At 28.6% G+C, this 24,597-nt stretch carries 21 protein-coding genes; 9 read left to right on the forward strand and 12 right to left on the reverse strand.

Annotation, left to right across the window (positions count from 1 at the left end):
- Window positions 1–2: 2 nt before the first annotated feature.
- Window positions 3–2,564, reverse strand: a complete 2,562-nt coding sequence (recJ, locus tag FMAG_RS11270; protein ID WP_005886783.1) for a single-stranded-DNA-specific exonuclease RecJ — start codon at window positions 2,562–2,564, stop codon at window positions 3–5.
- An 11-nt stretch (window positions 2,565–2,575) separates the two neighbouring features.
- A complete protein-coding gene (locus tag FMAG_RS11275) occupies window positions 2,576–4,423 on the reverse strand; it encodes a transglycosylase SLT domain-containing protein (protein ID WP_005886785.1) in 1,848 nt (615 codons plus the stop codon).
- 151 nt (window positions 4,424–4,574) lie between these two features.
- On the opposite strand from FMAG_RS11275, the gene mutL reads away from it, so the two are divergent.
- From mutL to FMAG_RS11315, 8 genes are all read left to right on the forward strand, one after another.
- Window positions 4,575–6,485, forward strand: a complete 1,911-nt coding sequence (mutL, locus tag FMAG_RS11280) for a DNA mismatch repair endonuclease MutL (protein ID WP_005886787.1) — start codon at window positions 4,575–4,577, stop codon at window positions 6,483–6,485.
- A 10-nt stretch (window positions 6,486–6,495) separates the two neighbouring features.
- On the forward strand, window positions 6,496–6,963 hold the full coding sequence (gene rlmH / locus FMAG_RS11285) for a 23S rRNA (pseudouridine(1915)-N(3))-methyltransferase RlmH (protein WP_005886789.1): 468 nt from the start codon (window positions 6,496–6,498) through the stop codon (window positions 6,961–6,963).
- Between the two features lie 33 nt (window positions 6,964–6,996).
- On the forward strand, window positions 6,997–7,338 hold the full coding sequence (locus tag FMAG_RS11290; RefSeq protein WP_005886791.1) for a hypothetical protein: 342 nt from the start codon (window positions 6,997–6,999) through the stop codon (window positions 7,336–7,338).
- Window positions 7,338–7,709, forward strand: a complete 372-nt coding sequence (locus tag FMAG_RS11295; RefSeq protein ID WP_005886793.1) for a DUF1934 family protein — start codon at window positions 7,338–7,340, stop codon at window positions 7,707–7,709. Before FMAG_RS11290 ends, FMAG_RS11295 begins: the two co-directional genes overlap by 1 nt.
- A 10-nt stretch (window positions 7,710–7,719) precedes the next feature.
- A complete protein-coding gene (locus FMAG_RS11300; RefSeq protein WP_005886795.1) occupies window positions 7,720–9,198 on the forward strand; it encodes a tetratricopeptide repeat protein in 1,479 nt (492 codons plus the stop codon).
- Between the two features lie 38 nt (window positions 9,199–9,236).
- Window positions 9,237–10,718 carry a lysine--tRNA ligase gene (gene lysS / locus FMAG_RS11305; RefSeq protein WP_005886798.1) on the forward strand — a complete coding sequence of 494 codons (1,482 nt, stop codon included), beginning with the start codon at window positions 9,237–9,239 and terminating at the stop codon, window positions 10,716–10,718.
- A gap of 188 nt (window positions 10,719–10,906) precedes the next feature.
- Window positions 10,907–11,254 (forward strand): CidA/LrgA family protein, encoded by a 348-nt coding sequence (locus tag FMAG_RS11310; RefSeq protein WP_005886800.1) that lies wholly within the window; start codon window positions 10,907–10,909, stop codon window positions 11,252–11,254.
- On the forward strand, window positions 11,251–11,943 hold the full coding sequence (locus tag FMAG_RS11315; protein WP_040494106.1) for an LrgB family protein: 693 nt from the start codon (window positions 11,251–11,253) through the stop codon (window positions 11,941–11,943). The genes FMAG_RS11310 and FMAG_RS11315 overlap by 4 nt, the downstream gene beginning before the upstream one ends.
- A gap of 41 nt (window positions 11,944–11,984) precedes the next feature.
- Here the strand turns inward: FMAG_RS11315 and FMAG_RS11320 are convergent, their stop codons facing one another.
- From FMAG_RS11320 to FMAG_RS11330, 3 genes are all read right to left on the reverse strand, one after another.
- Window positions 11,985–12,674: a Crp/Fnr family transcriptional regulator gene (locus tag FMAG_RS11320; RefSeq protein WP_005886805.1), complete on the reverse strand. Its 690-nt coding sequence runs from the start codon at window positions 12,672–12,674 to the stop codon at window positions 11,985–11,987.
- A 153-nt stretch (window positions 12,675–12,827) separates the two neighbouring features.
- Complete coding sequence (locus tag FMAG_RS11325) at window positions 12,828–13,865, reverse strand: sugar kinase (RefSeq protein WP_005886807.1); 1,038 nt, start codon at window positions 13,863–13,865, stop codon at window positions 12,828–12,830.
- Window positions 13,866–13,882: 17 nt separating this feature from the next.
- Window positions 13,883–14,518 carry a bifunctional 2-keto-4-hydroxyglutarate aldolase/2-keto-3-deoxy-6-phosphogluconate aldolase gene (locus FMAG_RS11330; protein ID WP_005886809.1) on the reverse strand — a complete coding sequence of 212 codons (636 nt, stop codon included), beginning with the start codon at window positions 14,516–14,518 and terminating at the stop codon, window positions 13,883–13,885.
- Window positions 14,519–14,788: 270 nt separating this feature from the next.
- Between FMAG_RS11330 and FMAG_RS11335 the strand changes: the two genes are divergently transcribed.
- Window positions 14,789–15,682: an AEC family transporter gene (locus tag FMAG_RS11335; RefSeq protein ID WP_005886811.1), complete on the forward strand. Its 894-nt coding sequence runs from the start codon at window positions 14,789–14,791 to the stop codon at window positions 15,680–15,682.
- A gap of 209 nt (window positions 15,683–15,891) precedes the next feature.
- Here FMAG_RS11335 and FMAG_RS11340 read toward each other — a convergent pair whose 3' ends face one another.
- The 7 genes from FMAG_RS11340 to FMAG_RS11370 form a co-directional block, all read right to left on the reverse strand.
- Window positions 15,892–16,854 (reverse strand): hypothetical protein, encoded by a 963-nt coding sequence (locus tag FMAG_RS11340; protein WP_005886814.1) that lies wholly within the window; start codon window positions 16,852–16,854, stop codon window positions 15,892–15,894.
- A 21-nt stretch (window positions 16,855–16,875) separates the two neighbouring features.
- Window positions 16,876–18,015 carry a dienelactone hydrolase family protein gene (locus FMAG_RS11345; RefSeq protein ID WP_005886816.1) on the reverse strand — a complete coding sequence of 380 codons (1,140 nt, stop codon included), beginning with the start codon at window positions 18,013–18,015 and terminating at the stop codon, window positions 16,876–16,878.
- A 110-nt stretch (window positions 18,016–18,125) separates the two neighbouring features.
- On the reverse strand, window positions 18,126–19,247 hold the full coding sequence (locus tag FMAG_RS11350; protein WP_005886818.1) for an ABC transporter ATP-binding protein: 1,122 nt from the start codon (window positions 19,245–19,247) through the stop codon (window positions 18,126–18,128).
- 37 nt (window positions 19,248–19,284) lie between these two features.
- Window positions 19,285–20,124: a sugar phosphate isomerase/epimerase family protein gene (locus tag FMAG_RS11355; protein ID WP_005886820.1), complete on the reverse strand. Its 840-nt coding sequence runs from the start codon at window positions 20,122–20,124 to the stop codon at window positions 19,285–19,287.
- The gene (locus FMAG_RS11360) at window positions 20,121–21,848 is read right to left on the reverse strand and encodes an exopolygalacturonate lyase (RefSeq protein ID WP_005886822.1); all 1,728 of its coding nucleotides are present in this window, start codon (window positions 21,846–21,848) and stop codon (window positions 20,121–20,123) included. Before FMAG_RS11360 ends, FMAG_RS11355 begins: the two co-directional genes overlap by 4 nt.
- A gap of 11 nt (window positions 21,849–21,859) precedes the next feature.
- A complete protein-coding gene (locus FMAG_RS11365; RefSeq protein ID WP_005886824.1) occupies window positions 21,860–23,152 on the reverse strand; it encodes an ABC transporter substrate-binding protein in 1,293 nt (430 codons plus the stop codon).
- Window positions 23,153–23,186: 34 nt separating this feature from the next.
- Entirely contained in the window at window positions 23,187–24,464 is a 1,278-nt protein-coding gene (locus FMAG_RS11370; RefSeq protein ID WP_005886826.1) for an ABC transporter substrate-binding protein, read from the reverse strand.
- Window positions 24,465–24,597: the final 133 nt, after the last annotated feature.

A 24,597-nucleotide genomic window follows, 5' to 3' on the forward strand; every position in this document is an offset into this window, starting at 1 on the left:
TTTTACAAATATAATAATATATCTCTACTACAATAAAGTACAGAGTATTTATTCAAAGAAGTGAGAATATTTTTTCTAGTAGTTATAGGAAGTATATTAGAGAAAATATTTTTCTTAGAAATTAACTCTTCTTCCATAAAAATAATATTCTCAGGAATAGTATAACTATCTACTACCTTGTTAAATCCCTCTAGTTCAATATTTTCAGAGGAGAAAATAAGAGATTTTTTATTTTTTAATATTGAAAAGTCAATTTTTTTATCAACTATATAGAAAGAGTATCCCTCTTGAAAATCATCAGCTATATCCACACAGCTTAAAGTTTTTTTATAAGGAACTTCATCAGTTATAAGGAGAATCTTTTCTCCTAAACTCTTATAATACAAACCAATAGTTTGTATAACTGTATTGACTCCTCTACCTTTTTCTACAACAGCTAGAGTATTTTTTTTCTCTTTGAATACAGAGGCAAGAATATTTTTTTGTATAGAGTTATAGTTAAAATCTCCAAGCAGGAAATTTTTTATATCTCTAAAGAGTTCTCCCTGTTTTAGAGAGTAGGATACAAATTCATAATCTCTATCTATTATAAGATGTACATTGTAATTTTCCTCTTTAAGAATGATATCTTTAATACTAACTTTAAAATTATATCCATAGTTTTTTCTCATCTCCAGTAGAAGATAAGCAGTTTGATTATCGAGTGTAGTCAGATAGTTTCTATTGAGAGTAACATCTACTTCATAGTCATGATAGACTAATTTTAAATCAGAGTTTTCTAATTTTTTTCTAGTATATATTACTGTTTCAATAGGAAAAACTGTATTGTATAGAGAGTTATATCTTTCATAGATATTTTCCTCTTTTCTAGGAAGTTGCATATCTTCCACATACATTTTATACATATATTTATCTTTGAAGGTTTCTAGTTTTAATTTAAAAGCTATATCAGCATGGGAGATTGAAGCCATCTCATTAAAAACATCATCACTACTAAACCAAACACAATTTCTTATCTCAAGATTATCCTTTCTCACATTAAACATAGTATGGTTTTTCTCTTTACCAATAGGACGGACTCCAGATATTTCACAATTATTTAGAGCAAAAAGTGGAGAGGGGTTACCAAATCCAAAAGGTTCTAAAAGAGAAATTTTATCTATAAAGTCATAGGAGATTTTATAGGCTGGTATAGTTATATCTAATTTTACAGGTTTTATTAAGGATGACTCTGGAATATTTTCTTTAGCATACTCATTTATTCTTTTAGAAAATTCATTTATATTTTCTATTTTGATTGAAAATCCAGCTGCTCCAGCATGTCCACCATATTTCACAAAAAGTTCTTTCATAGTATTGAGAGCTTCTATCATATTAAATCCCTCTATACTTCTACATGAGGCAGTGGCTATTCTCTCATCTGGTTTTATTTCCATAATGATAGTAGGCTTATAGTATCTATCTAAAATTTTAGAGGCAACTATTCCAATTACTCCATGGTGAAATCCTTCCTCTGCTACTACTAAAACACTATCTTCAAAAAGTTTTTCATTTTCGATTTTAAAAAGAGCTCTTTCTAAAATCATCTCCTGTATCTCTTTTCTTTCAGTATTATTATTTAGAAGCTCATTGATTATCTCACTACATACTCTATGGTCTTTTTCTATAAATAGTTCTACAGCTCTTTTAGCATCTTCTAATCTTCCAGCAGCATTAAATATTGGAGCTATAATAAACCCAATATCATAGGTATTAAATTTTTTTGTCTTATAATCTTCAAATATTTTTTTTATAAGCATGCTTATTCCAAGCCAATGACTTTTATTAAGTTGCTCCATTCCAAATTTTGTAAATATTCTATTCTCTTCTAAAAGAGGTACTATATCAGCTACTGTACCTATTGCAACAATATCTAAATATTTATATAGCTCCTCTTTTTTTTCTAGTTTATCAAAGAGAGCATAGATAAGCATAAAAGCTGTTCCTACTCCAGCCATATATTTAAAAGGAAACTGATTGTCCTCTCTTTTGGGATTGATTACAGCATAAGCTGGGGGATTACCATTATTAATCTCGTGGTGATCAGTAACTATGATCTCCAGTCCTAAAGAGTTGGCATACTCTATCTCAGGATGAGCAGAGATACCACAGTCTACAGTGATAATTACCTTTCCCCCTTGAGATTTTATATAGTCCATAGCTTCTTTATTGAGTCCATACCCTTCATCTCTTAGAGGAATATAGTATCTAGGGGTAATTCCTATCTCTGATAGAGCAAGATAACACAAAGAGGTAGAGGTAATTCCATCTACGTCGTAATCTCCATATATCCATACCTCTTCTTTATTTTCTTTAGCTTGTAATATCCTTTCTACTGCTCTATCCACATCTTTTAATAGAAGTGGGGAGTGTATATTATCTAAAGAGGTATTTATAAATTTATATATTTTCTCTTCATCTCTAATATCTCTATTGTATAGCAGATTTAAAATATCTCTATCAATGTTGAGATTAGTATTTTGAGAGAAACTATTTTCTTTATATATCCATCTAGTATTTCTCATTGTTTCTCCTTTTAAAAATCATAAAGTCTTGAATAAAAGATATATGTCATAAACATATTTTGTAAGAAAAATCTCTCTTCAGGAATAGTAATTGAAGTAAAATTAATATCATTAGTATGACCAAAATATATTAAATCTAAGTACTCTTCTCCATAAACATATGCTAAAAGAGTTTTTATCTTATTTCCTTTGTATTTATCTAAAAGAGTTTTTAAAATCTTAGTTCCCTCTTCAATATTTGTATTTACATCAAAAAGCTCAAAGAAACGAAGAGAGCTATCATCTTTATATGGAATATTCATAATACCAAATTTTGAATCATCAGATATATAGTAGGGATTGAATCCTGTAATAGTATGAATAATTGTATAGATTAACTCTTGAGGTACATCATATTTTTTAGAATACTCACTTATGATATCTCCATAATATAGAGGAAATTCATATTTAAAAAGCTCCTTATAGTCAGCAAAATCTCTTAGTGCAAGGAGAGAGTTCTTAAAAGCTAAATCATAGAACTTTCCACTCTCTAGAATCAAAGTAGTTCCTAATACAGCCTCTACACTTTTTTTCTTATTAAAACTACTCTTTTGGAAAGCTATTTTTAAAATCTCTCTATTTTCCAATTCAGCTATCTGCGAAAGTTGATCTATCTCAAGAATATCAGCCTTTGGAATAAAATCTTGAGAAAGAGAGATTTGAGAACTAAGTATTAAATTAGAAAAAACTATTAAATCCTCTAAAGAATCCATCAAAGTAACTGAAAGGTTTTTATCCTTTAGAAGCTGTTTAAAATACAATCCAGCATAAGTATTTGGATATTTTTCTGATAGACTTTGTACAGCCTTTAAAGAGTTTACCTCATCTTTTAAATAAAGATATGAAAAAGCAGCCATAGAGTCAGTTATGATATTTTTTTCCTCAACATTTTTTAGATTTTCTATTGCATTACTATACTCTCCAAGAGTAAAATAGATACCTGCTGAGTAATAGTTAGCTTTTGAGAAAAACTCTCCCTCTTTAATGGAGTTGAAAAGATAAAGAGCTCTTGAGAAATCTCTTTTCTTATAGAAAGCAATTCCTCTATAATATTTAAATAAATTATTGAGGTCTTTATCAATTTTTTTAGTTAAATCTAAAATTTTATTATAATCTTTTTTTGCTAAAAGTGCTTCAAAGTAATCTCTATATATATCTTCTTTTTCCTCTATAAACAAATTATCCTTTTTTAAAAGAAGAGTATAAAGTTCAGTAGCATGTTGAAAATCTTTTTTAGATGTATAAAATTTTCCAATCTCCAATAGATCAGAGGTATAGAAATCATCAATTACATCAAAATTATATTCAAATTTTAACTGTAATTTTTTCTCATATTGTGGAGAAAAATCTTTTAAAATCTCTAGAGCTTTTTTTTCATAGTAAGCTACAAATGGATAAAAAGTATTAGACTCTACTCTATTAAGATAGGTAATAGCTTTTTCTTTTTGTCCAATTTTTAACAGAGAAACTCCAAGAGCAAAATCTCTTTCAGCAAAGAGATGTAATTTTTCTGTTTGAGCATTATCGTTTAAAAATTTATTAGAAACATATACAGCCTTTTCAAGATAGTAAGCAGCATTTTCATAATCTTCTAAATAGTAATAGTTCATTCCAATAAAGAAATAAGCATAATTATTGGAAATGATAGTTGAAGATGGAAAGGTCTTCAAGAGTGTTTCAAAATTTAATTTAGCCAATGAATAATTTCTATTGTAATAAGCTTTTTTTCCATCTAAAAATAGATTATAATCTTTGTTTGTATATGTAAAACTATTATTAAAATAGATTAGAAATAAAAATATAGAAAGTATTTTTTTCATTTTTTAGCACCTCATATCATAGTATCTATATATAATTATCTCAAAATAATAAGAAAATGGCAATGAATTTTCTAAAAAATATCTTGAAATTATTTGTAAATTATTAGATAATGAAGGGGAACAATAGAGTTTTTTTATGGGAGGTGAGAGTTTGGGAAAAATTAAGATATTAGATGAATCTGTATCAAATATAATTGCTGCAGGGGAAGTAGTAGAAAATCCAGCTAGTATGATAAAAGAACTTTTAGAGAATTCCTTAGATGCTGAAAGTAAAAGTATAAGAATAGAGGTAAAAAATGGTGGAAGAGATGTAGCTATAATAGATGATGGTGTAGGTATGTCTCAAGATGATTTATTGCTCTCTATTGAAAGGCATGCTACCAGTAAAATTTCTAAAAAAGATGATTTATATAATCTGTATACTTATGGATTTAGAGGAGAGGCTCTTTCATCTATAAGTGCTGTTTCAAAAATGAGTATCTCTTCAAGAGTAGAGGAGAGTGAGGTAGGTTCTCAAATTACAGTTTTAGGAGGAAAAGTTACAAGCCTAAAAGATGTACAGAGAAATAGAGGAACTACCATAGAGATAAAGGAGTTATTTTTTAACACTCCAGCTAGATTAAAATTTTTAAGAAAACCAAGTACTGAATATATTAATATAAAGGACATCATAATACAGGAGGCACTGTCTAATCCAGATGTAGCTATAATGCTTATATTAGATGGAAAAGTAAGTATAAAAACTAGTGGAAATGGATTAGATAATGCAATAGTAGAGATATTTGGAAAAAATGTTTTAAAGAATATGAAAAAATTTAAGTTAGGATATCTAGGAAATGGAGCAATATATAGAAGCACTAAGGACTCTATCTTTACCTTTGTAAATAATAGAATGGTAAAATCTAAAATAGTAGAGAGTGCTGTAATAGATGGATATTACACTAAGCTTATGAAAGGAAAATATCCATTTGCTATAATATTTCTAGATATAAATCCAAAAGATGTAGATGTAAATGTACATCCTTCTAAAAAAATTGTAAAATTTGCTGATGAAGAAGAGGTTTATAACTATGTTTTAAAAGAGATAGAGAAAACTTTTGCTAGAGATGATGACTTTGTATCTCCTACACTTCAAGAGAAGATAGAAAAAGAGGAGAGTAAGTTTTTAGATTTTTCAGAGTTTGAAAAATTTACTCCAATGAAATCAGAGCCTCAACAGTTTCAAGAATTATTAGAAGAAGAGAAAGATATAGAAGAGGAAATTTTTGGGGAGAAAAGAGAAAAATTACAAGAAAAAGATATACTAAGAGAAGAATTTGAAGAGAAAAAAGAATATGAAGTTATAGAAGATAAAAGAATAGAAAAAGAGATTGTAAGAGAAGAAAATATTGAGTTTAATACAGAATCTTCTTCAAAAAATAAAATTCCTTTAGATATATATGAAGAGAAAGTAAAAACTTCAGAAATAACTGTGAAAAAAGTAGAAGAAAAAAGTAAGAAGATAGAGTTTAGAGTTATAGGACAAGTTTTTGGAACTTTTATCTTAGTAGAGAGAGATGGAGTATTTGAAATCTATGATCAACATATAGTACACGAGAGAATACTTTATGAAAAATTAAAAGCTCAATATTATGGAACAAAGGTAAGTATGCAACAGCTTCTTGTACCTATTAGAATATTAGTTGACCCAAGAGAGAGGGAACTAATATTTGAAGAGGAAGAGAATTTTACTAAAGCTGGTTTTGAAATAGATAGATTTTCAGACAATGAGATACTTATAAGAGCTGTTCCAATGTTAGATTTGAGAGATAGTATAGAGAATATTTTTAGAGAGATATTGAAAAATATAAAAGAGAATAGAAATATAGATATAAGAGAGAGTATATTGATATCTATGTCTTGTAAGGGAGCTATTAAAGCGAATGAGAAATTAAATCATGAGGAGATGGAAAGAATAGTAAGAGAATTGCATGAGATAGGAGAGTATACTTGTCCACATGGAAGACCTATTATTACTAAAATTACAAGAGATGATTTAGAAAAACTTTTTAAGAGAAAATAAGGAGAGAGTTTTGAATATAAATATTGTATGTATAGGAAAGGTAAAAGATAAATATATTATTGAAGGGATAAATGAGTTCTTGAAAAGAATGCAATCTTTTGCTAAAATGAAAGTAGTAGAACTGAAGGAAGATGGGAATGATAGTAATAGAAATCTTTCTATTGAAAAGGAATCTGAAGATATAGTAAAAACTCTTGAGAAATTGGGAGGTTATAATATTCTTTTGGATATACAGGGAAAAAATTACTCCTCTGAAGAGATGGCTAGTGAGATAGAAAAAATTGCTGTAAAGGGAGCTAGTACAATAAATTTTATAATAGGTGGCTCTTATGGTGTTTCTCAAAAGGTAAGAGATGTTAGTCAAATGAGATTAAGTTTTTCTAAGATGACATTTCCACATCAATTGATGAGATTAATTTTAACAGAACAAATTTATAGATGGTTTAGTATAATAAATAATGGTAAGTATCATAAGTAATTAAAATAAAGATAATATAAGGAGGAAATTTATATGTATTCACAAGGAGAAACTTTTTATTATGATATAGATGATGAGGAGTTTGAACTAAGTGTAGTAGAAAATATTACAATGAAGGATAAGGAGTATATTATAGCTGAGGATTATGATGGAGAGCTACATGTTTTTGTCTATGATGAAGATGAAGAGGAGATATACTTATTAGAGGATTCTGATGCTATGGAGATAATAGAGTACTGGCAAGATGAGTATATGGGTGGAGAAGATATAGGAGACTATGAAGATGATGAATACTATGATAGAGAAGATGAAGAGTATTCAGATAAATATGATAATGAAGATTATTATGAAGATGATGAAGAGGAATATTATTAATGAAAAAATTTATAATTAAAAATACAGATAGTTATGGTGAAAAAAGTTTTGAAATAGTTAGAGGGAGTGTAAGAGAAGAGGCTGAGCAAACTATTTATGAATATGATAGTAAGCTTGGAAAGTGTCAACTAACTATTTCAGATAGAAGAGTTATTATCTCTAGAGAGGGAGAGATATCTGCAATAATAGATGTAGATTTAGATAAAAAAACAGAGTTTGTCTATGTAACAAAGGAGATGAGGAAACTTTTCCATATAAAAGGAGAGAGTATCAATAGAGATACTGCAAAAGGAATAATAGAGTTTTCTTATAAAATTTATGAAGGGTTAGATGAATTAAATAGAATAACTATAGCTATAAAAGATTACTAATGGAGGAGATATGAAAAAATTTACATACTTGTGTTTAGTTTTATTATTGAGTAGTTGTGCAAGTTTAAATACTCTAAGAGATAATACTAACGAAAAAAAAGAGAGTAATATTGGAGTTAGTTGGAATAATTCGACTGGAGATTTGAAAACACAACAGATTATTTTAAATAGCTCAGCTCCAGAGGGGATACTTTCAGATATTTCCAATAGTTTAAAAAGAGGATATGTAAGAGAGTATAATACTACATATAGAGATAATTATGAGGTATATGTAGGGGATTATGTTTCTATTCCATTAGGAATAGGAGAGGATAGTTACAATGTATTATTTTCTCCTTTAGGTGCATCTTATGAATTGGAATTAAGAGAGGGAAAATTATTTTTTAGAGGAATATATCAAGGTAGTTATGAGATAATGCTTTATTCTGCTGGTTCATTTAGTAGAAAAATAACTATTCAAAATAAATTAAAATATGAATTTACAGAACAAAATAACTATGAGGTAATATCTCAAAGTTATAAAGCAGGTAATATGAAAGTATTATCTGATAGTGTAGCTGTACATAGAATAGCTTTTCCAAATAGCTTTAGAGATAAAGAGATATCTTTTATGCTTATAGATTTGGCTGGAAGAGATGGAAACTCTAAAGTTATAAAAGAGGAGATAGATTTTTTACAAAAATATACAAAGTTAGATGAATATGATAAATTAAATATAATCAATTCTTTAAAGCTAATTCAAGATAAAAATTTTGAATTAAATTCAGCACTTCTTGAGTTTGATAGCTCATCTCAAAATTTAAATCAAGAGATAGTAAAACTAATAACTGCTAAAGAAAATCCAACTCAAGATGAGATAATCTTTTTAGAGAAGGTATATACAAGTAGTTCAACTCCCGATGTAGCATTAGGAACATTTATAGGAAATTGGTATATAAAAAATGGAAATCCTGTAAAAGGAGCTTCTTATTTAAATGGAAATGGGAATTTAGGAAATATAGGAGAGTTATTACCAACTATTCCAACAACTCCAGTAGAAACAACAGAGAGTAGTAATACAGTGGTTACTCCAGAAAATTTAGAGGCACAAAATTATACTCAGTATTTAACTTTCTTTGAAGAGGGAAAGAAAAATTTTGAAAAAGAAAACTATGTAGAAGCAGCATTATATTTTGAAAAAGCTTTAGAGATAGATAAAAATTATATAGAGAAGAAAGATATCTATTTTTATTTAGGACAGAGTTATTTTAGAACAGAAAATTATTCAGAAGCTGTAAATGACTATAAAAATTCTTTAAATTTAGAAAAAAATGATGAAAAAAAAGCAGAAATATATTATAATATAGGAATGGCATATAATAAACTTGGAGATAATGAGCAAGCTGTAAATTATCTGACTTATGTAAGACAAAATTATAAAAATTCACCTTGGAGTGTAAAGAGCAGTTTATATTTATTACAGCAAATGCAACAATATCCACAAAATTAACATTTAAACAAAAAATTTAAATAAAAGGAGAGAAACCGATGGAGAGATATTTTGATAGGATAGCTAATGATGCTCTTGTTATGGAAAAATGGAAAAGAGTAGAAGAGCTAAAAGAGATGGGAATAAAACCATTTGGAGAAAGATTTGATAAGAAAAATATGATAGGAGATATATTGTCTCATACTCCAGAAGAGGAATTAACATTTAAAACTGCTGGAAGAATAATGGCATATAGAGGAAAAGGAAAAACTGCTTTTGTTCATATTGAGGATATAAGCGGAAAAATTCAAGTTTACTTAAGACAAGATGAGCTTGGAGAAGAGAACTATGCTTTAGTTAAAAAGATAGGTGTAGGAGATATAATAGGAGTAGAGGGAACACTTTTCCTTACTTCAACAGGGGAATTAACTATAAGAGCTTCAGTAGTTACTTTACTTTGTAAAAACATCAGATCGTTACCTGAAAAATTCCACGGACTTACTGATGTAGAAACTAGATATAGAAAAAGATATGTAGATCTTATAATGAATAAAGATGTAAGAGATACATTTGTAAAAAGAACTAAAATTATATCAGCAATTAGAAGAATATTAGATGGAAAAGGATTCTTAGAGGTTGAAACTCCATTAATGCACCCAATTTTAGGAGGAGCAGCAGCAAGACCATTTATTACTCACCACAATACTCTTGATATAGATTTATATCTAAGAATAGCTCCAGAGTTATACTTAAAGAGATTAATTATAGGTGGAATGGAAAAAGTATATGAACTAGGAAGAAACTTCAGAAACGAAGGAATGAGTACTAGACATAACCCAGAGTTTACTATGATAGAGATGTACCAAGCATATGCTGATTATACAGATATGATGGACTTAGCTGAAGAGATAATCAGTACTCTAGCTAAAGATGTATTAGGAACATCAACTATTACTTATAATGGAAAAGAGATAGTATTAGAGAACTTCAAGAGAATACATATGGTAGACTTAATAAAAGAAGTTACTGGTGTTGACTTCTGGAATAAAGATATCACTTTTGAAGAGGCAAAAGCTTTAGCAAAAGAGCACCATGTAGAAGTACCTGAGCATATGAATACTGTTGGACATATCATCAACCAATTCTTTGAAGAAAAATGTGAAGAGACAATAGTTCAACCAACATTTGTATATGGACATCCAGTAGAAATTTCTCCATTATCTAAAAGAAATGAAGAAGATTCAAGATTTACAGATAGATTTGAGCTATTTATAGATGCTAGAGAGTATGCTAACGCTTTCTCTGAGTTACAAGACCCAGCTGACCAAAGAGGAAGATTTGAAGCTCAAGTTGAAGAAGCTGAAAGAGGAAATGATGAGGCTACTCCTGTAATAGATGATGATTTCGTAGAGGCATTAGAGTATGGACTTCCACCTACAGGAGGAATGGGAATAGGAATAGACAGACTTATTATGTTATTAACTAACTCTGAATCTATTAGAGATGTATTATACTTCCCACAAATGAAACCAAGAGATTAATTAACTAACTATAAAAATCAAGAATGGTGAAGATTGAAAAGAATAAATAGAGCAAATCAGCAAAAACGAATGCTAAAAAACACAACTGTTTGAGTGAAACGAGTTTTGTGTTTTTAGTGAGTTGAGCCATACTTGCTCTTTATTCTTCGAACGAGAACCATTCTTGAATTGTTATTCAAGGAGCAAAAATGATTAGAGAATTCTTACTAATATTTGTTATAAACTATATAGGGGTAGTATTAACAGAGGTTTTTCACTTACCAATTCCTGGAACAATCAGTGGAATGTTATTACTATTTGCTTTATTATATTTTAAAATTTTAAAACTTTCTCATATAGAAAATGCAGGGAATTTTTTACTTTTGAATATGACAATATTCTTTCTTCCTCCTTCAGTAAGCTTGCTAGAGAGTATGTATCTATTGAAAACAGGTTTATTTAAAATACTGTTCTTAGTAATTTTTTCGACATTGATAACAATGGTAATTACAGCTTTAACTGTGCAATATTTAATTGAAAGAGGAGAGAGAAAATAATGGAAGGAATAACAAATAATCCACTTTTTGGTGTAATAATAAGTTTAATAGCTTTTGAAATAGGGAAATTTATTTTTAATAAGACAAAATTAGCAATATTTAATCCATTACTTATTGCTACAATAATTGTTATGGGATTTTTAAACATTTTTCATATTACTGTAGTAGATTATATGTTGGGAGGAAATTTGATAGTTTTCTTTTTAGCACCAGCTACTGTGGTTTTAGCTATTCCACTATTTCAGCAGATAGACTTATTAAAGAAACATTTCATTCCTATTATAGGAGGAGGAATTGTAGGAGCAGTAGTGGCTATACTCTCTGTGATAATATTGGGGAAGTTATTGGGAATAGACCATCAACTATTAGTATCTTTTATGCCTAAATCTATAACCACTCCAATAGGAATAGAGCTTTCAAAAATGTTAGGAGGAATTCCTTCAATAACTGTTTTTGCAATAATTATAACAGGGATTACAGGAAATGTAACAGCTCCTTTTATATATTCTATTTTTAGAATAAAAAACCCTATTGCAAAAGGATTAGGACTTGGAATATCAAGTCACGCAGTAGGAACAAGTAGAGCTATTGAGATGGGAAAAGTAGAGGGAGCTATGAGTGCACTATCAATAGTAATAGCAGGGATACTTACAATTATCTTAGCTCCAATTTTAAATATGTTTTTATAAAAAATAGAGGATTATTTCAATTAAAATAATCCTCTATTTTATTAATTTTGATAAGTTCCATGAAAATAATCTAAAAGAGTATTTTGATTAGGTATAGTAAACCTTTTTCTTACGACTTTAATAAGTCCTAATTCAGAAAGAACTTTTACCTGTCTAGAAACAGTTTCTCTTTTAGCACCTAAAATTTCACTTAAATATGTAATAGATAAATCAAAGTTTATTTCAGTACCTAAATCAGTTTCTATTCCAAAATCGCGAGCTAATTTATATAACTTAAGAGCAATTTGTCTATCAACAGTTATAGAGTTAGAAGTATTTTTTATTTGATGTGACATAACTCTATTTTTATAAATCAATGACTCAATAACTCCCTTTGCAAGAAGATAACTTTTTTCTAATACCTTCACAAAATCTTCTCTATCTATTTCTAGAAGTTTTGTAGGAGCAAGGAATTCACAACTAAGTAGAGTTGTATTTTCATATATAATAACTTCATTTAATACATCTCCAGCTCCAAATAAAAATACTACTTTTTTTGTATTATCGGGATTAGGTTTATAAAGAGAAGCTACCCCTTCAATTACAAAATATATAGTATGAATTTTTTCTCTATCAGAATATAATAAATCTCCTTTTTTATATTCTTTTATTTTAGCTATATTAGCTAACTCATTTAAAGCCTCTTTATCAAGATTTTGAAATAACTTTATTTTAGCAAGTTCTTTTTTCAAAAAATTCACCTCCACAAATACGTTATTTATATTATATAAGAAATAATTGTATTTTACAACTAAAAAAATATATTTTGTTCTATAATAAAAAAACTGCCATCGTAAAATGATGGCGGTTCTTTTGTCATATATGATAATTTAAGTTTAGGTGGCTTATCTATTCATCTCAGATGTACTTCCGTTATCATGGTCAGCCATAATACTCTCTACTAGAGAGGCGTCAGCACAAGAGATATCTCCAACAATAGTATTTTTTAATACAGAGTTTGCATTACCATATTTCATAGCTTTTTCAGCTTCATTGAAGTGTAGTAATCCATAAAGTACCCCTGCTACATAAGCATCTCCACTTCCTATTCTATCTACAATCTCTATATTTTCATAAGCTCTTTCAGAATAGAAAGTATCAGCTTTTCTATCGTATACTAATGATGAGAAGTTATGAGATTTTGGAGAATTTACAACTCTTTGAGTAGAAGCTATGAAAGCCAAATCGTATTCTTTCGCAAAAGCTCTGATTATATCCTTTAAATCTCCAGTTTTTTCAAACATTTTTCTAAATGTTTCTTCAGAAGCAAATAAAATATCTACATCTGGAAGAATTTTTTCTATTTCAACTTTAGCTTCTGGCTCAGACCATAAATTTCTTCTGAAGTTTACATCAAAAGAAACTAATGCTCCTCCTTTTTTAAAGTTAGCTATTAAATCCTTTGTAAGTTGCATTGAAGTTTCACAAAGTCCTAAAGATATTCCACTTGTATGGAAAATTTTAGTCTTTCCAAATACTTCTGGATTAACATCATTTATAGTCATTCTTTGGAATGATGAGTTCAATCTATCATAAGTTACATTTGGTTTTCTAGGAGATGAACCATACTCATAGAAGTATATAGGCATACGCTTATATTTACTATCATCAAATATTAAGAAATCATCTGCTACTCCATTTAAAGTCATAGATTTTCTAGCAAATTTTCCTAATTCATTGTTTGGTAGAGTAGTTAACATAGCTGTTTTTTCTCCAAGAGTTGATACAGAACCAGCAACGTTGAACTCTGCTCCTCCCATTTGTTTTGTCAGTAAATTTCCTTGGATAAGCATCTCATTATTAAGTGGAGATAATCTCATTATCATCTCTCCACAACAGATTAATCCAAACTCTCTATCTGCATAATCAAATATTTTACTCATTGATTCTTCCTCCCAAATTATTTACTTCTGATTTCTAATAATTTTTTTCTGAAAGCTTGAGCAGTTGCTATTATCTCCTCATCAGTTCCAGAAGCTAATTTTCCTCCAGCACCAACAGCAATTACTCCATTTTTAAACCATTCTTCCATATTTTCTAAGCTTACTCCACCAGTAGGCATGATATTTGCTTGTGGCAATGGAGCTTTTACAGCTTTTACAAATGATGGTCCAAAAGCACTTCCAGGGAATAATTTTATGATGTCAGCTCCATATAGCATAGCTGTTGTCATCTCAGTAATAGTCATACATCCAGGCATGTATGGGATTTGGTAAAGATTACATAATTTAGCTGTTTCTTTATCAAAAGCAGGTGAAACTATAAATTCTGCTCCAGCTAAAATAGCTATTCTAGCAGTAGCTGCATCTAATACTGTTCCAGCTCCTATTATCATTTCATTATTTACATCTTGCTCTTTAAGAGCTTTTATTACCTCAGTTGCTCCAGGTACTGTGTAAGTAACTTCTATAGCTGGAATTCCACCTTTTGCACAAGCTTTAGATATTCTTACTCCTTCAGCAACGCTTTCTCCTCTTACAACTGCAACTATTCCTATATCAGCAAGTCTTTCTAAAATTTTTCCTTTTCTTAACATGTTATTTCCTCCTAAACTTAACTTGTTTTTACACTATAACTATATAATAAAAATAAGAGAAAATCAACAGAACTATTGTTTATAAAATTTCAAATATGAAATTTTAATAGTTGAGAAAATATAAAAAGTTTATGAAATATAAGGTAATTAGGATTTTAGAAAAAATGAATTTTTCATATATGAAATTATAAAGAGATAGATTGTTTTGAAAAGTTAAAAAATTTTTAGTATAATTTTATCAATAAATAAATTTATTTAAGGGGGAGTAAAATGTTAGAAGTTTTAACTACAAAACTTATGCCAATAATTCTATATTTTTTAATAGGGTACGTTTTAAAAGTCTTAAAAATTTTAAAGAAAGAGGAAGCTAGTATACTTATAAAGCTAGTATTTTATCTGATGACACCAGCTGTAATAATCTCTTCTATGAGTACAATGAAATTTACTGGGAGTTTAATCTATTACCCAATATCTGCTATATGTATTCATATATTTATGTATTTTTTTACTTTGTTTATTGCTAATAGATTAAATATCAATGAAAAAGAGAAGGTAATTTTTAGAGGTTCAACTCTAATTATGAATATGACATTTGTACTTCCCTTTTTTATAGTTTTCTTTGGAGAAAAAAATGTATATCTTCTATCTCTCTTTGATGCTGGAAATCTTTTAATGGTAACTACTGTTGTATATTCAATATTTATTACTAATAGCAATGGAGTTTTAGATAAATTAAAATCAGTTTTAAAATCTCCACTTATAATAGCTTTGATTATTGGTGGGATTTTAAATCTTAGTGGAAGTAGATTACCGAAAGGGATAGAGATAACAATTCAAAATATTGCTAGTATTACAGGAACTCTTATAATGATTGCTCTTGGAGCTTATTTTACACCTAAGTTTTCAAAATTAAAATTGAGTATTATTGTTATTCTTGTAAAAATGATAGGAGTTTTATTTATAGGATTTGTAATAGGAAAGATATTACCACTTGATGAGATGGAAAAAATGTTGATATTATTGGGAGCTATGTCTCCAGTTGGAAATAATGTCCTTAGTTATGCTATGGTAACAGATGGGGATATGGAGATGGCTACTAATGTAATTTCTCTATCTAATGTGGTAAGTTTTATAACTATATCCATTTTATTATTAATTTTGTAAGTAGGAAAATAAAAAAGCCAACTATTAAATTAAACTTAGATTAATAGTTGGTTTCTTAATTTATATTTTAATTTTATTTAGCTATAATAAATATTTAGAATCTCTTTACCATCAAAATAGAAATTATAGAAGAAATTTAAAATAAAAAAGGAAATTTTATCTATGGTATAAAATAAAATTTCCCTAAAATTTGATACTATAATTAAGAATTAAAACGCTTTAGAGATAGAAAGTTTATAGAACATTCTATGTTTATATTGGCTTCTAGATTTATTATAATTATCTGAAGTAGCTTGTTGCCAATATATTTCTCCACCTAAAGATAGAGTTGGATTAATTTTGTATTTAAAAGTAGAACCAATTCTGATTTCATTTCCATCTTTTTCAGCCTTATATGTTTTAGATGTTTCTTTTTCATCTGTTATATTATAAGATAAATCGTACCTCATAAAAGGATTAATGGAAAGTTTTTCAGTAGCATTCCAATTATATCCAACTCTTAATTGCCAACGAGTAAATTCATCCTTATGTTCTCTCTTTTTATATTCATTAAAAAGAGATGTCCAAATAGTATCGTTATTATCTAATTTATACTTAACCCCTAGTACTTCCATTTCTTGATACCAATCATCCCAATAAGTAGCAGAAGTACCATCATCTTTCAATCTTGTTCCTTGTTGAACTCTATTTATCATAGGACCAGTATGTCCACTTAGGTATAATTGAGTATTCTCAGAGATATTATATGTCCAGTTAGGATAAAATCTTAAGTTAAACATTTTTTCATCTTGAGCCTTATTACTTGCTTCATTTATGTCCATAACTTCATATCTGAATCCAACTTTTGGAGAAAAAGTAAAGTTTCCATTTTTATATTTATATCCACTTACAAAAAATTCATATCTATTTTTACGATTTTTAAATCTGTTATTATGTCCTTCATTTCTTGTTTTACCATATTGATGAAAATACATATATTTAAATTCTAGTTGGAGAGGAGAATTTTCAATAGGATTAAGATTTAATTTTGTATATGGAGCAATCATATCTGAATCATTATAAGTACTATCATATTGCTCATTTTCAAATCCAAATTCAATTGAGTTTGCTCCTATAGCTTGGAAGCTTAAAAGTCCTGATAATAGGATTAAACTAAGTTTTTTCAATTTCATAATTATTACCACCTTTATATTTTATTTATTTTTAAATTGTTTGTCTAACCATTCAAAAGCTTCAACTTGTTGTTCTTTTTCAAAAACATGTCCTTTGTTCCAAAATTTATACTGAAAATTCTCTTTAAAACCACTGGCTTTCCAAACTTTATTCATTTGTTCAAATGCTTCCATAACAGAAGGTTTTGGAAATAATGAATCTTGTTCTCCACTAAAAAAAAGCATAGGTTTTGGAGCTGCTAAGCTAGCAATATCTGGATAATCCATATATTTAACTAAATATGGATGTAACATTGCATAAGCTGATTGTCCTTTGAGTTGATTATTTCCTTCAGTCATGAGTCCTTTAAGTGTAGCCATCCAACAAACTGAAATACCAGCTTTTATATTCTCTGAAAGAGCAGCAACTTGCCAAGCTCTAAAAGCTCCCATAGAAAATCCAATAGCAGCGACTTTATTTTTATCAACTTGAGGTAAAGAAGTTAAAAATTCAGCAGATTTTATATCTTCTTGAGCAATAATACTAGCATAAGAGGTTCCAAGATTAAAAAGGTTAGAAGCTAAAGCTTGTTGAGCTTCATAACCATTTCCTTGACGTTCTCCCCAACCAAGAGTGTCAATAGCTAAAACTACATAACCCTTTTTAGTTAATTCATCTCCTGGAAAAACTCCACTAAAGTATTTTTTACTCCAATTTTGAGCTGAAATTAATTTTTTTTCATCACCCCAAGGCATTATCAACTTTTCTTTACCAATGTCAAATTTTGCTCCATGATCATGTAACATAAGAGCTGCTGGGAATGGACCAATTCCTTTTGGAGTTAAAAGAAGAGCAGAGATTTTTAAATTAGGAGTGATATTAAATAATATTTTTTGTCCAATATAGCTTCCTCTATCAACTTCACTAACAATCTCCATATTAAAATTAAATTTTTTTAGATTAGGAACAATAAACTCTTTAGTTTTTTCTAAACCTAATTGTTTCCAAGTATTAAAGTTTGAATTTTCCTTCCAACCGAGAGGGAAAGTAATATCATCTTTTAAATCATGATAAAAAATTGGTAGATTATCTTTAGTAACAGATAATTGAGTAGTAGAAAAAACATTGTAAGTACAAGATAGAAAACATAAAATAAGAAATAATTTTTTATTAAGAAACATATACCCCACCTTTTTCATTTTTTCTTCATCTTTTCATCATAAAATTGGTATAAAAAAGGAGTGGAAAGGTAAAGGTGCCACTCCTATAAGATTGTTAATTTAAAATAACTTTATAATGTCAAATTTTCTTCAGTCTCTAAATCAAAAATATGACATTTTTCCATATTGAAATAGAATTGTTCAGTTTGGTTAAAGTTAGCTTTTGTAGATTTTTCAACAGGAATTCTACAACTATATTGAGTATCTCCTAGAGAGAAATAGATAAACTCTTCATTTCCCATTTGCTCAACTATATTTATTTTACCACTAACTAGATGAGAGTCAGGATTAGTTAATCTATTACCAATATTTTCAGGTCTAATTCCAAACCAAATCTCTTGATTAATTTTATTTTTTACTTTTTCTGCTTTATCCTTAGGAAGTTCTAATAAATCTCCACTAGATAATCTAACAAATAAAGTATTGTTCTTTTCAATAATAGAAGCTTTAACAAGATTCATAGCTGGAGAACCTATAAATCCTGCAACAAATTTATTTGCTGGTTTATGATATAAATTTAATGGAGTATCCACTTGCATTATTTTTCCAAAATTTAATACACAGATTCTATCTCCCATTGTCATTGCTTCTACTTGGTCATGTGTTACATATATCATAGTAGCATTTTGTCCCTCTGCTTTTAATTGCTTATGTAGTTGAGTTATTTTTACCCTCATTGATACTCTTAATTTTGCATCTAGGTTAGATAGAGGTTCATCAAATAGGAATACATCTGGTTTTCTTACAATAGCTCTTCCTACTGCTACCCTTTGTCTTTGTCCTCCAGACATCTCCTTTGGTTTTCTATCTAGTAATTGAGTTATCTCTAATTTTTCTGCAGCTTCTCTAACTCTTTTATCAATCTCATCTTTTGGTACCTTTGCCATCTTAAGTCCAAAAGCCATGTTATCATAAACTGTCATATGTGGGTATAGTGCATAGTTTTGGAAAACCATTGCTATTCCTCTGTCTTTAGGAGGTAAGTCATTAACAAGCTTATCACCTATATAAACTTCTCCTCCAGTAATATCTTCTAATCCAGCTATCATTCTAAGAGTAGTCGACTTTGCACAACCAGATGGCCCTACAAAAACCATAAACTCTCCATCTTTAATATGTAGGTCAATTCCATGAACTGCCTTAAATCCATTTGGATATTGTTTTTCTACTTTTTTTAATATAACTTCTGCCATATTAATGCTTCCTCCTTGTGACTTACTACATTTAAATTTATATATATTTTTTTATAGAATTGATACACTCTTTTGCTATTTCAACAGTAGAATTTTCCAAAAGAATATCAATATCTATTGTATATTTTTTTAATTCGTTTATAAAAAACTCTAATTCAAAATTCCCCTTTCCTATTGGTACAACTTTTATTTCATCATTTTCAATAATGAAGTCCTTTAGGTGTATTCTAACAATTTTATGTCCAAATAATTCAAAGGATTTTTTAATAATCTCTTTTTGATTAATATAATTGTTAATTGTTAGAAAATTAACAGGGTCAAATATTACTTTTAATCTATCTGAATCTAAAATATCTAAAGCTTTTTTCATTTTTTCTGGAGTGGCAATTATATGCTTAGCCACTCCTTCAATTGCTAAATCAGTATCATATAGTTCAGCATAAGATATAAGTTTTTTCATAGAATCTAAGAAAAGATTAAAAGCTTCCTCAGTATCATTTAATGGAGTATATATATACTCTGAATTGTAACATCCAGTTTCTGTTCCCACTAAACTAGTTTTAAATTTTTTAGAGAATTTCAAATGAGCTTTAAATTTTTCTAAATCTTTCAATCTAGAATTTTCATCAGTATTAGTAAGATTAATATAACAACCAAGAACAGAAAGTCTTATATTTTCTTTTTCGAGTACTTGATTAAGTTCTTGGAAAAGTTTATCATCTAATAAAGTTTTACCAAATTGAAAATCAGTAAAAGATTTAGCAAGAGCTAATTGTAAACATTCTCCATCTAAACTTTTTATAAGTTTAATAAGAGATGAGAAATCAGAAATAGTATATTTTCCCATATCATGTCCTCTAATTCCAAATCTTATCATTTTACATCCTCATTTATAGTTTTATTGTATATAACATTTCTGTCATATACACTATCTCCTTCAATATGTTCTCCATGGATATAACCACCATGACTTATATATTGAGGAATATTTTTTTCCTTACCTTTTAATATAGCATCAAGTGAAACTAGAGAAAAAGCTTCAATTGAATCAATTTTAGCATTTAATAAGTTTGGTTCAGCAACGAAATAACCATTTTTGAATTTTGTAGTTACTAAATTATTACCAACTATTCTAGCTAATTCTATATATTTATCATTGTTAGTTGCCTTGTATAAATCTATCATCAAGAAGATAGAGTAAGGAGAAGAGTTAGTTGTATTCATATTTAAAGAAATATCTTTTCCATCAAAGGTACCAATATCTCCTAAATTAAAGTTTTTATTTAAAATAGTTCTAGCCGTATCCCATAAATTTTTATCCTTAGTAACAGCATACCATCTAATTAATGGGATAGCATATTCTTCACTTTTAATAGGCTCACTTTTTAGCACTGTTCCTTTTTTCCCATAGTATCCATCTCTAATTAAAGTATAATTACTTAAATCAGTTCCATCATTCCAAACAGGTTTTAAGTTACCATTTTCTGTATCAAGGGCAATCTTGTAATAATTTTTAAGATTAGCAATAGCAGAAGTTAGGATATCTTTATCTTTAGTTTTTGTATAGATATCATGTAAAACAAGAGAGTTATCTACAACAATGGTTCTAGGATTTCCCTTAAAAAGAGCATTAGCTTCCTTTGCAATATCACCAAATTCAGCTCCAAATTGTCTAAATGCTCTATCACCATATTTTGAGTTGGTATCCTTATCACTTTTAGGTGGCCATTCTCTTTTTTTAGGAGATGTAAATTGGTATACAGGAGCACCAGTTTCAGGATTTCTAGCTAGCTGATATTGAGTAAATACAGTTTTTCCCCAATCTTTCATCTCTTTATTTGGAGATAATGAATTTAAAACATAAGCTGAATAAATTAAATCTGAACCAGCATTGATGAAAGTAAGTCCTTTGGTTTCAGGTAATGCTGGAAGTTTATTAGGGTCAACAATATCTTTAGGGTGATGTTCCTTAAAAACATTTGGGTTAAACTTTTTATCATAGTTACCATGTCTTCCCATATCAAGAGTATCCCAATCTTCAACATGTGCATTCCAAAAGGCTATAACATAATTTTTAGTAACTTCTGGATTAATTTCATATAAAAATTCATAGTAAGGAAAAAGATTTTTTAACTCATGTACTTGATTTTTATTTTGTGGACCAACAGTAGTTAAAGTATCTAAATTTAAAAATCTATGTCCTCCCCAATAAAATAATTTATTTTCACTAACAAAGTTATCCATAAAATATTTGGAAGTATCAACAGCAGTATTAATATATTTTGTATCTCCAGTAACTTCACTAAGAGAAACAAGAGTTCTAAGAAAATTTTGTTGGTTAGCAAAATTTGAAATTTTAACCTTTTCACCATTTGGAAAAATCCATTCAACAGGCTCTTTTGTTAAAATATTGATTCCATCTGCTAAAAGAGGTGTTGGATTACTTTTACTTTTTCCATCTTTTAGAACATTAGTATAAAACTCTTTAACTGCATTTAATCTTTTTTCATCTTCATTATCGTATTTAGGAATAGCAAAACCTAAATTATATAAAGCTAAAAAAATTAATATTTTTGATAATTTTTTTAATTTGAAGTTCATATGTAGTCTCCTTATTTGTTAGCTTCTAAAAAATTATTAGTAGTTTCTATAATTTTTTTAGCAAACTCTTCAGATGAAATTTGGTTATATCCTAAATTGTCAACTAAATCTTTTAATTCAGTATGTAGTTGTTTATGTTCGAATAAAGGATGAATTCCTTTTCCTGCAAAAGAAATAACTTTATTGTTAGCCTCTAACATAAATGGGTCTAGTAAATTAGCTTTTTCAAGAGTGGCTACAGCTTTTTTATTAGCTGGAATTCCTCTAGAAACATCTAATATTTTCACTGCTTCCTCATCTGAAACTAAGAAATTAAGAAGTTGAGCAGTTTCTTTAGGATATTTTGTATTTTTGTTTATAGCTAGAGCCATAGAAACTTTTGTAAATCCAGAATTATAAGGACCTAAATCAGTTGGATAATCTCCAACTACTAATTCCTCACCATCTTGTAAAGAATCTCTCCACTTTAATGAAGCACTATCCCACTCATAAGTTCCACCAAATTTTCCAATAATCCAACTAGGATGTTGATCTAGTTGTACATTTCCTGCAGCAGCTCTATCAGCTAAAGATGGAATAGTTTTAGTGTTAACCAAATCCAAATAGAAATCAGCTGCATCTTTAATTTGAGCTTCAGTATATGCTACTTTATTGTCAACAATAAAAGGTTTTCCAGTTTCTTGCTCTAATTTATAAAGCATAAGTAAAAGGGCACCATAGTAATCAGCTTCAAATGGGAAATAATCAGCTCCTAACTTTTCTTTCATAACTTTCCCTGCTTCTTTTATCTCCTCGAAGCTTGAAGGAACTTTTAAACCTGCTTTATCATAAGTAGTTTTATTATATAGGAATACTCTACCAGCAACTCCATAAGGAATAGCATTTAATTTTCCATCAACAATACATTGGTCTAAAAGTATTTGTTCATATTGAGATAAATCAATATCTGATGATAGAGAATTTAAATCATAGAGTCCGTTTCCATCCTTTGAAAATATGTTTATCCAGTTCCAGTTAATTTGCATTAGGTCAGCAGCCATTCCTCCTGCCATTTGAGTAGTAATTTTTTCTTGCCAACCTTGCCATCCACCATACTCAGCTTTAACAGTTATATTTGGATATTTTTGTTCGAATAGTTTTAGAGCCTCAACAGTTTTTTTATGTCTATCTTCACCACCCCACCAAGAAACTCTTAAAACTATTTTGTCATCAGAACTAGTAGTAGCTTTTTCCTCTGTTTTTCCACAAGCTCCAAATAAAGCAATAGTTGAAAGTGATAAAATAAATAATTTTTTTAAATTCATATTAAGTCCCTCCTTATTTTATATATTTTATAGATTAGTTGTATTCTTCTAAGAAGTTATTTGTAATTTCTATTATATCTTTAGCAGTTTCTTCGACAGATTTTTGTCCATATCCTAAATTTTCAATAACAGTTCTTAAATCTGTATTAAGTTTTTTATGTTCAAATAGAGGATGAATACCTTTTCCAGAAAAACTGATAACAGCATTATTAGCATCAAAACCTAAACCAGTTAATTGATTATTTTCTTTTAAAACATTTATAGCAGTAGCATTAGAAGGAACTCCTCTTGAAGTACCAAGGATTTTTATTGCTTCAGGGTCTGAAGTTAAGAAATGGACAAGTGTAGCTGCTTCTTCAGGATGTTTAGTATTCTTTTTGATAGCATATCCCATTGAAACTTTATTAAAAGCAGAAGGATAAGTACCAAAATCTTTTGGATATGGAGCTACTACTAACTCTTGTCCAGCTTCTAAAGCATCTTGCCATTTTTGAGCAGAACTATCCCATTCATAAGTTCCAGCATATTTTCCTTGAATCCAACTAGGATGTTGATCAAGTGGAATAAATCCAGCAGCAGCTCTTACTTTTAAAGAAGGCATAACATTTTCTTTTACTAAATTATCATAAAATCTTACTGCTTCAGTAACTTCTGCTTCAGTATAGGCAACTTTATTATCAATGATAAAAGGTTTTCCAGTTTCTTGTTCTAATTTATAAATCATTAGCAATAAAGCACCATAGGCATCTGTATCAAAGGCATAATAATCATTACCTAATTTTTCTCTAATTATTTTGCTAGAAGAAATCATCTCTTCAAAAGAACTAGGAACAGGAAGTCCAGCTTTCTCATATGTAGTTTTATTGATATAGAAAACTTTACCAGTTACACCAATAGGAACAGCATTTAATTTTCCATTAGCTACACATTGGTTTAACATCTCTTGAGGATAATTCTTCTCTAGTTCTAAGATATGAGAAACTTTATTTAAATCATAAAATCCACTACCATCTCTAGAGAAAAGGTCAATCCAATTCCAGTTAATTTGCATTACATCTGGAGATGTGTTTCCTACTATCTGTGTAGTAACTTTTTCTTGCCAACCTTGCCATCCACCATATTCAGGTTTTACTTTAATGTTAGGATACTTTTCTTCAAATAACTTTAAAGCTTCTAAAGTTTTTTGGTGTCTATCATCACCACCCCACCAAGACATTTTTAAATTTACAACTTTTTCCTTTGCTTCAGCTATTGAAGGATAAACCATACTTAAGCAAAGAGTACTCATTAATAAAATCTTTTTGAAATTCATAAAAACCTCCATGATAATTATTTTATATAACTTGGTATCCTAGGATACAAGTTGTTTTTCACTAATATATTACACCAAAAAAATATAGTTGTCAAATAAAATGTATTAATATTTTACAAAAATGTTTAAAAAT

Source organism: Fusobacterium mortiferum ATCC 9817, from assembly GCF_000158195.2.
Taxonomy (GTDB): domain Bacteria; phylum Fusobacteriota; class Fusobacteriia; order Fusobacteriales; family Fusobacteriaceae; genus Fusobacterium_A; species Fusobacterium_A mortiferum.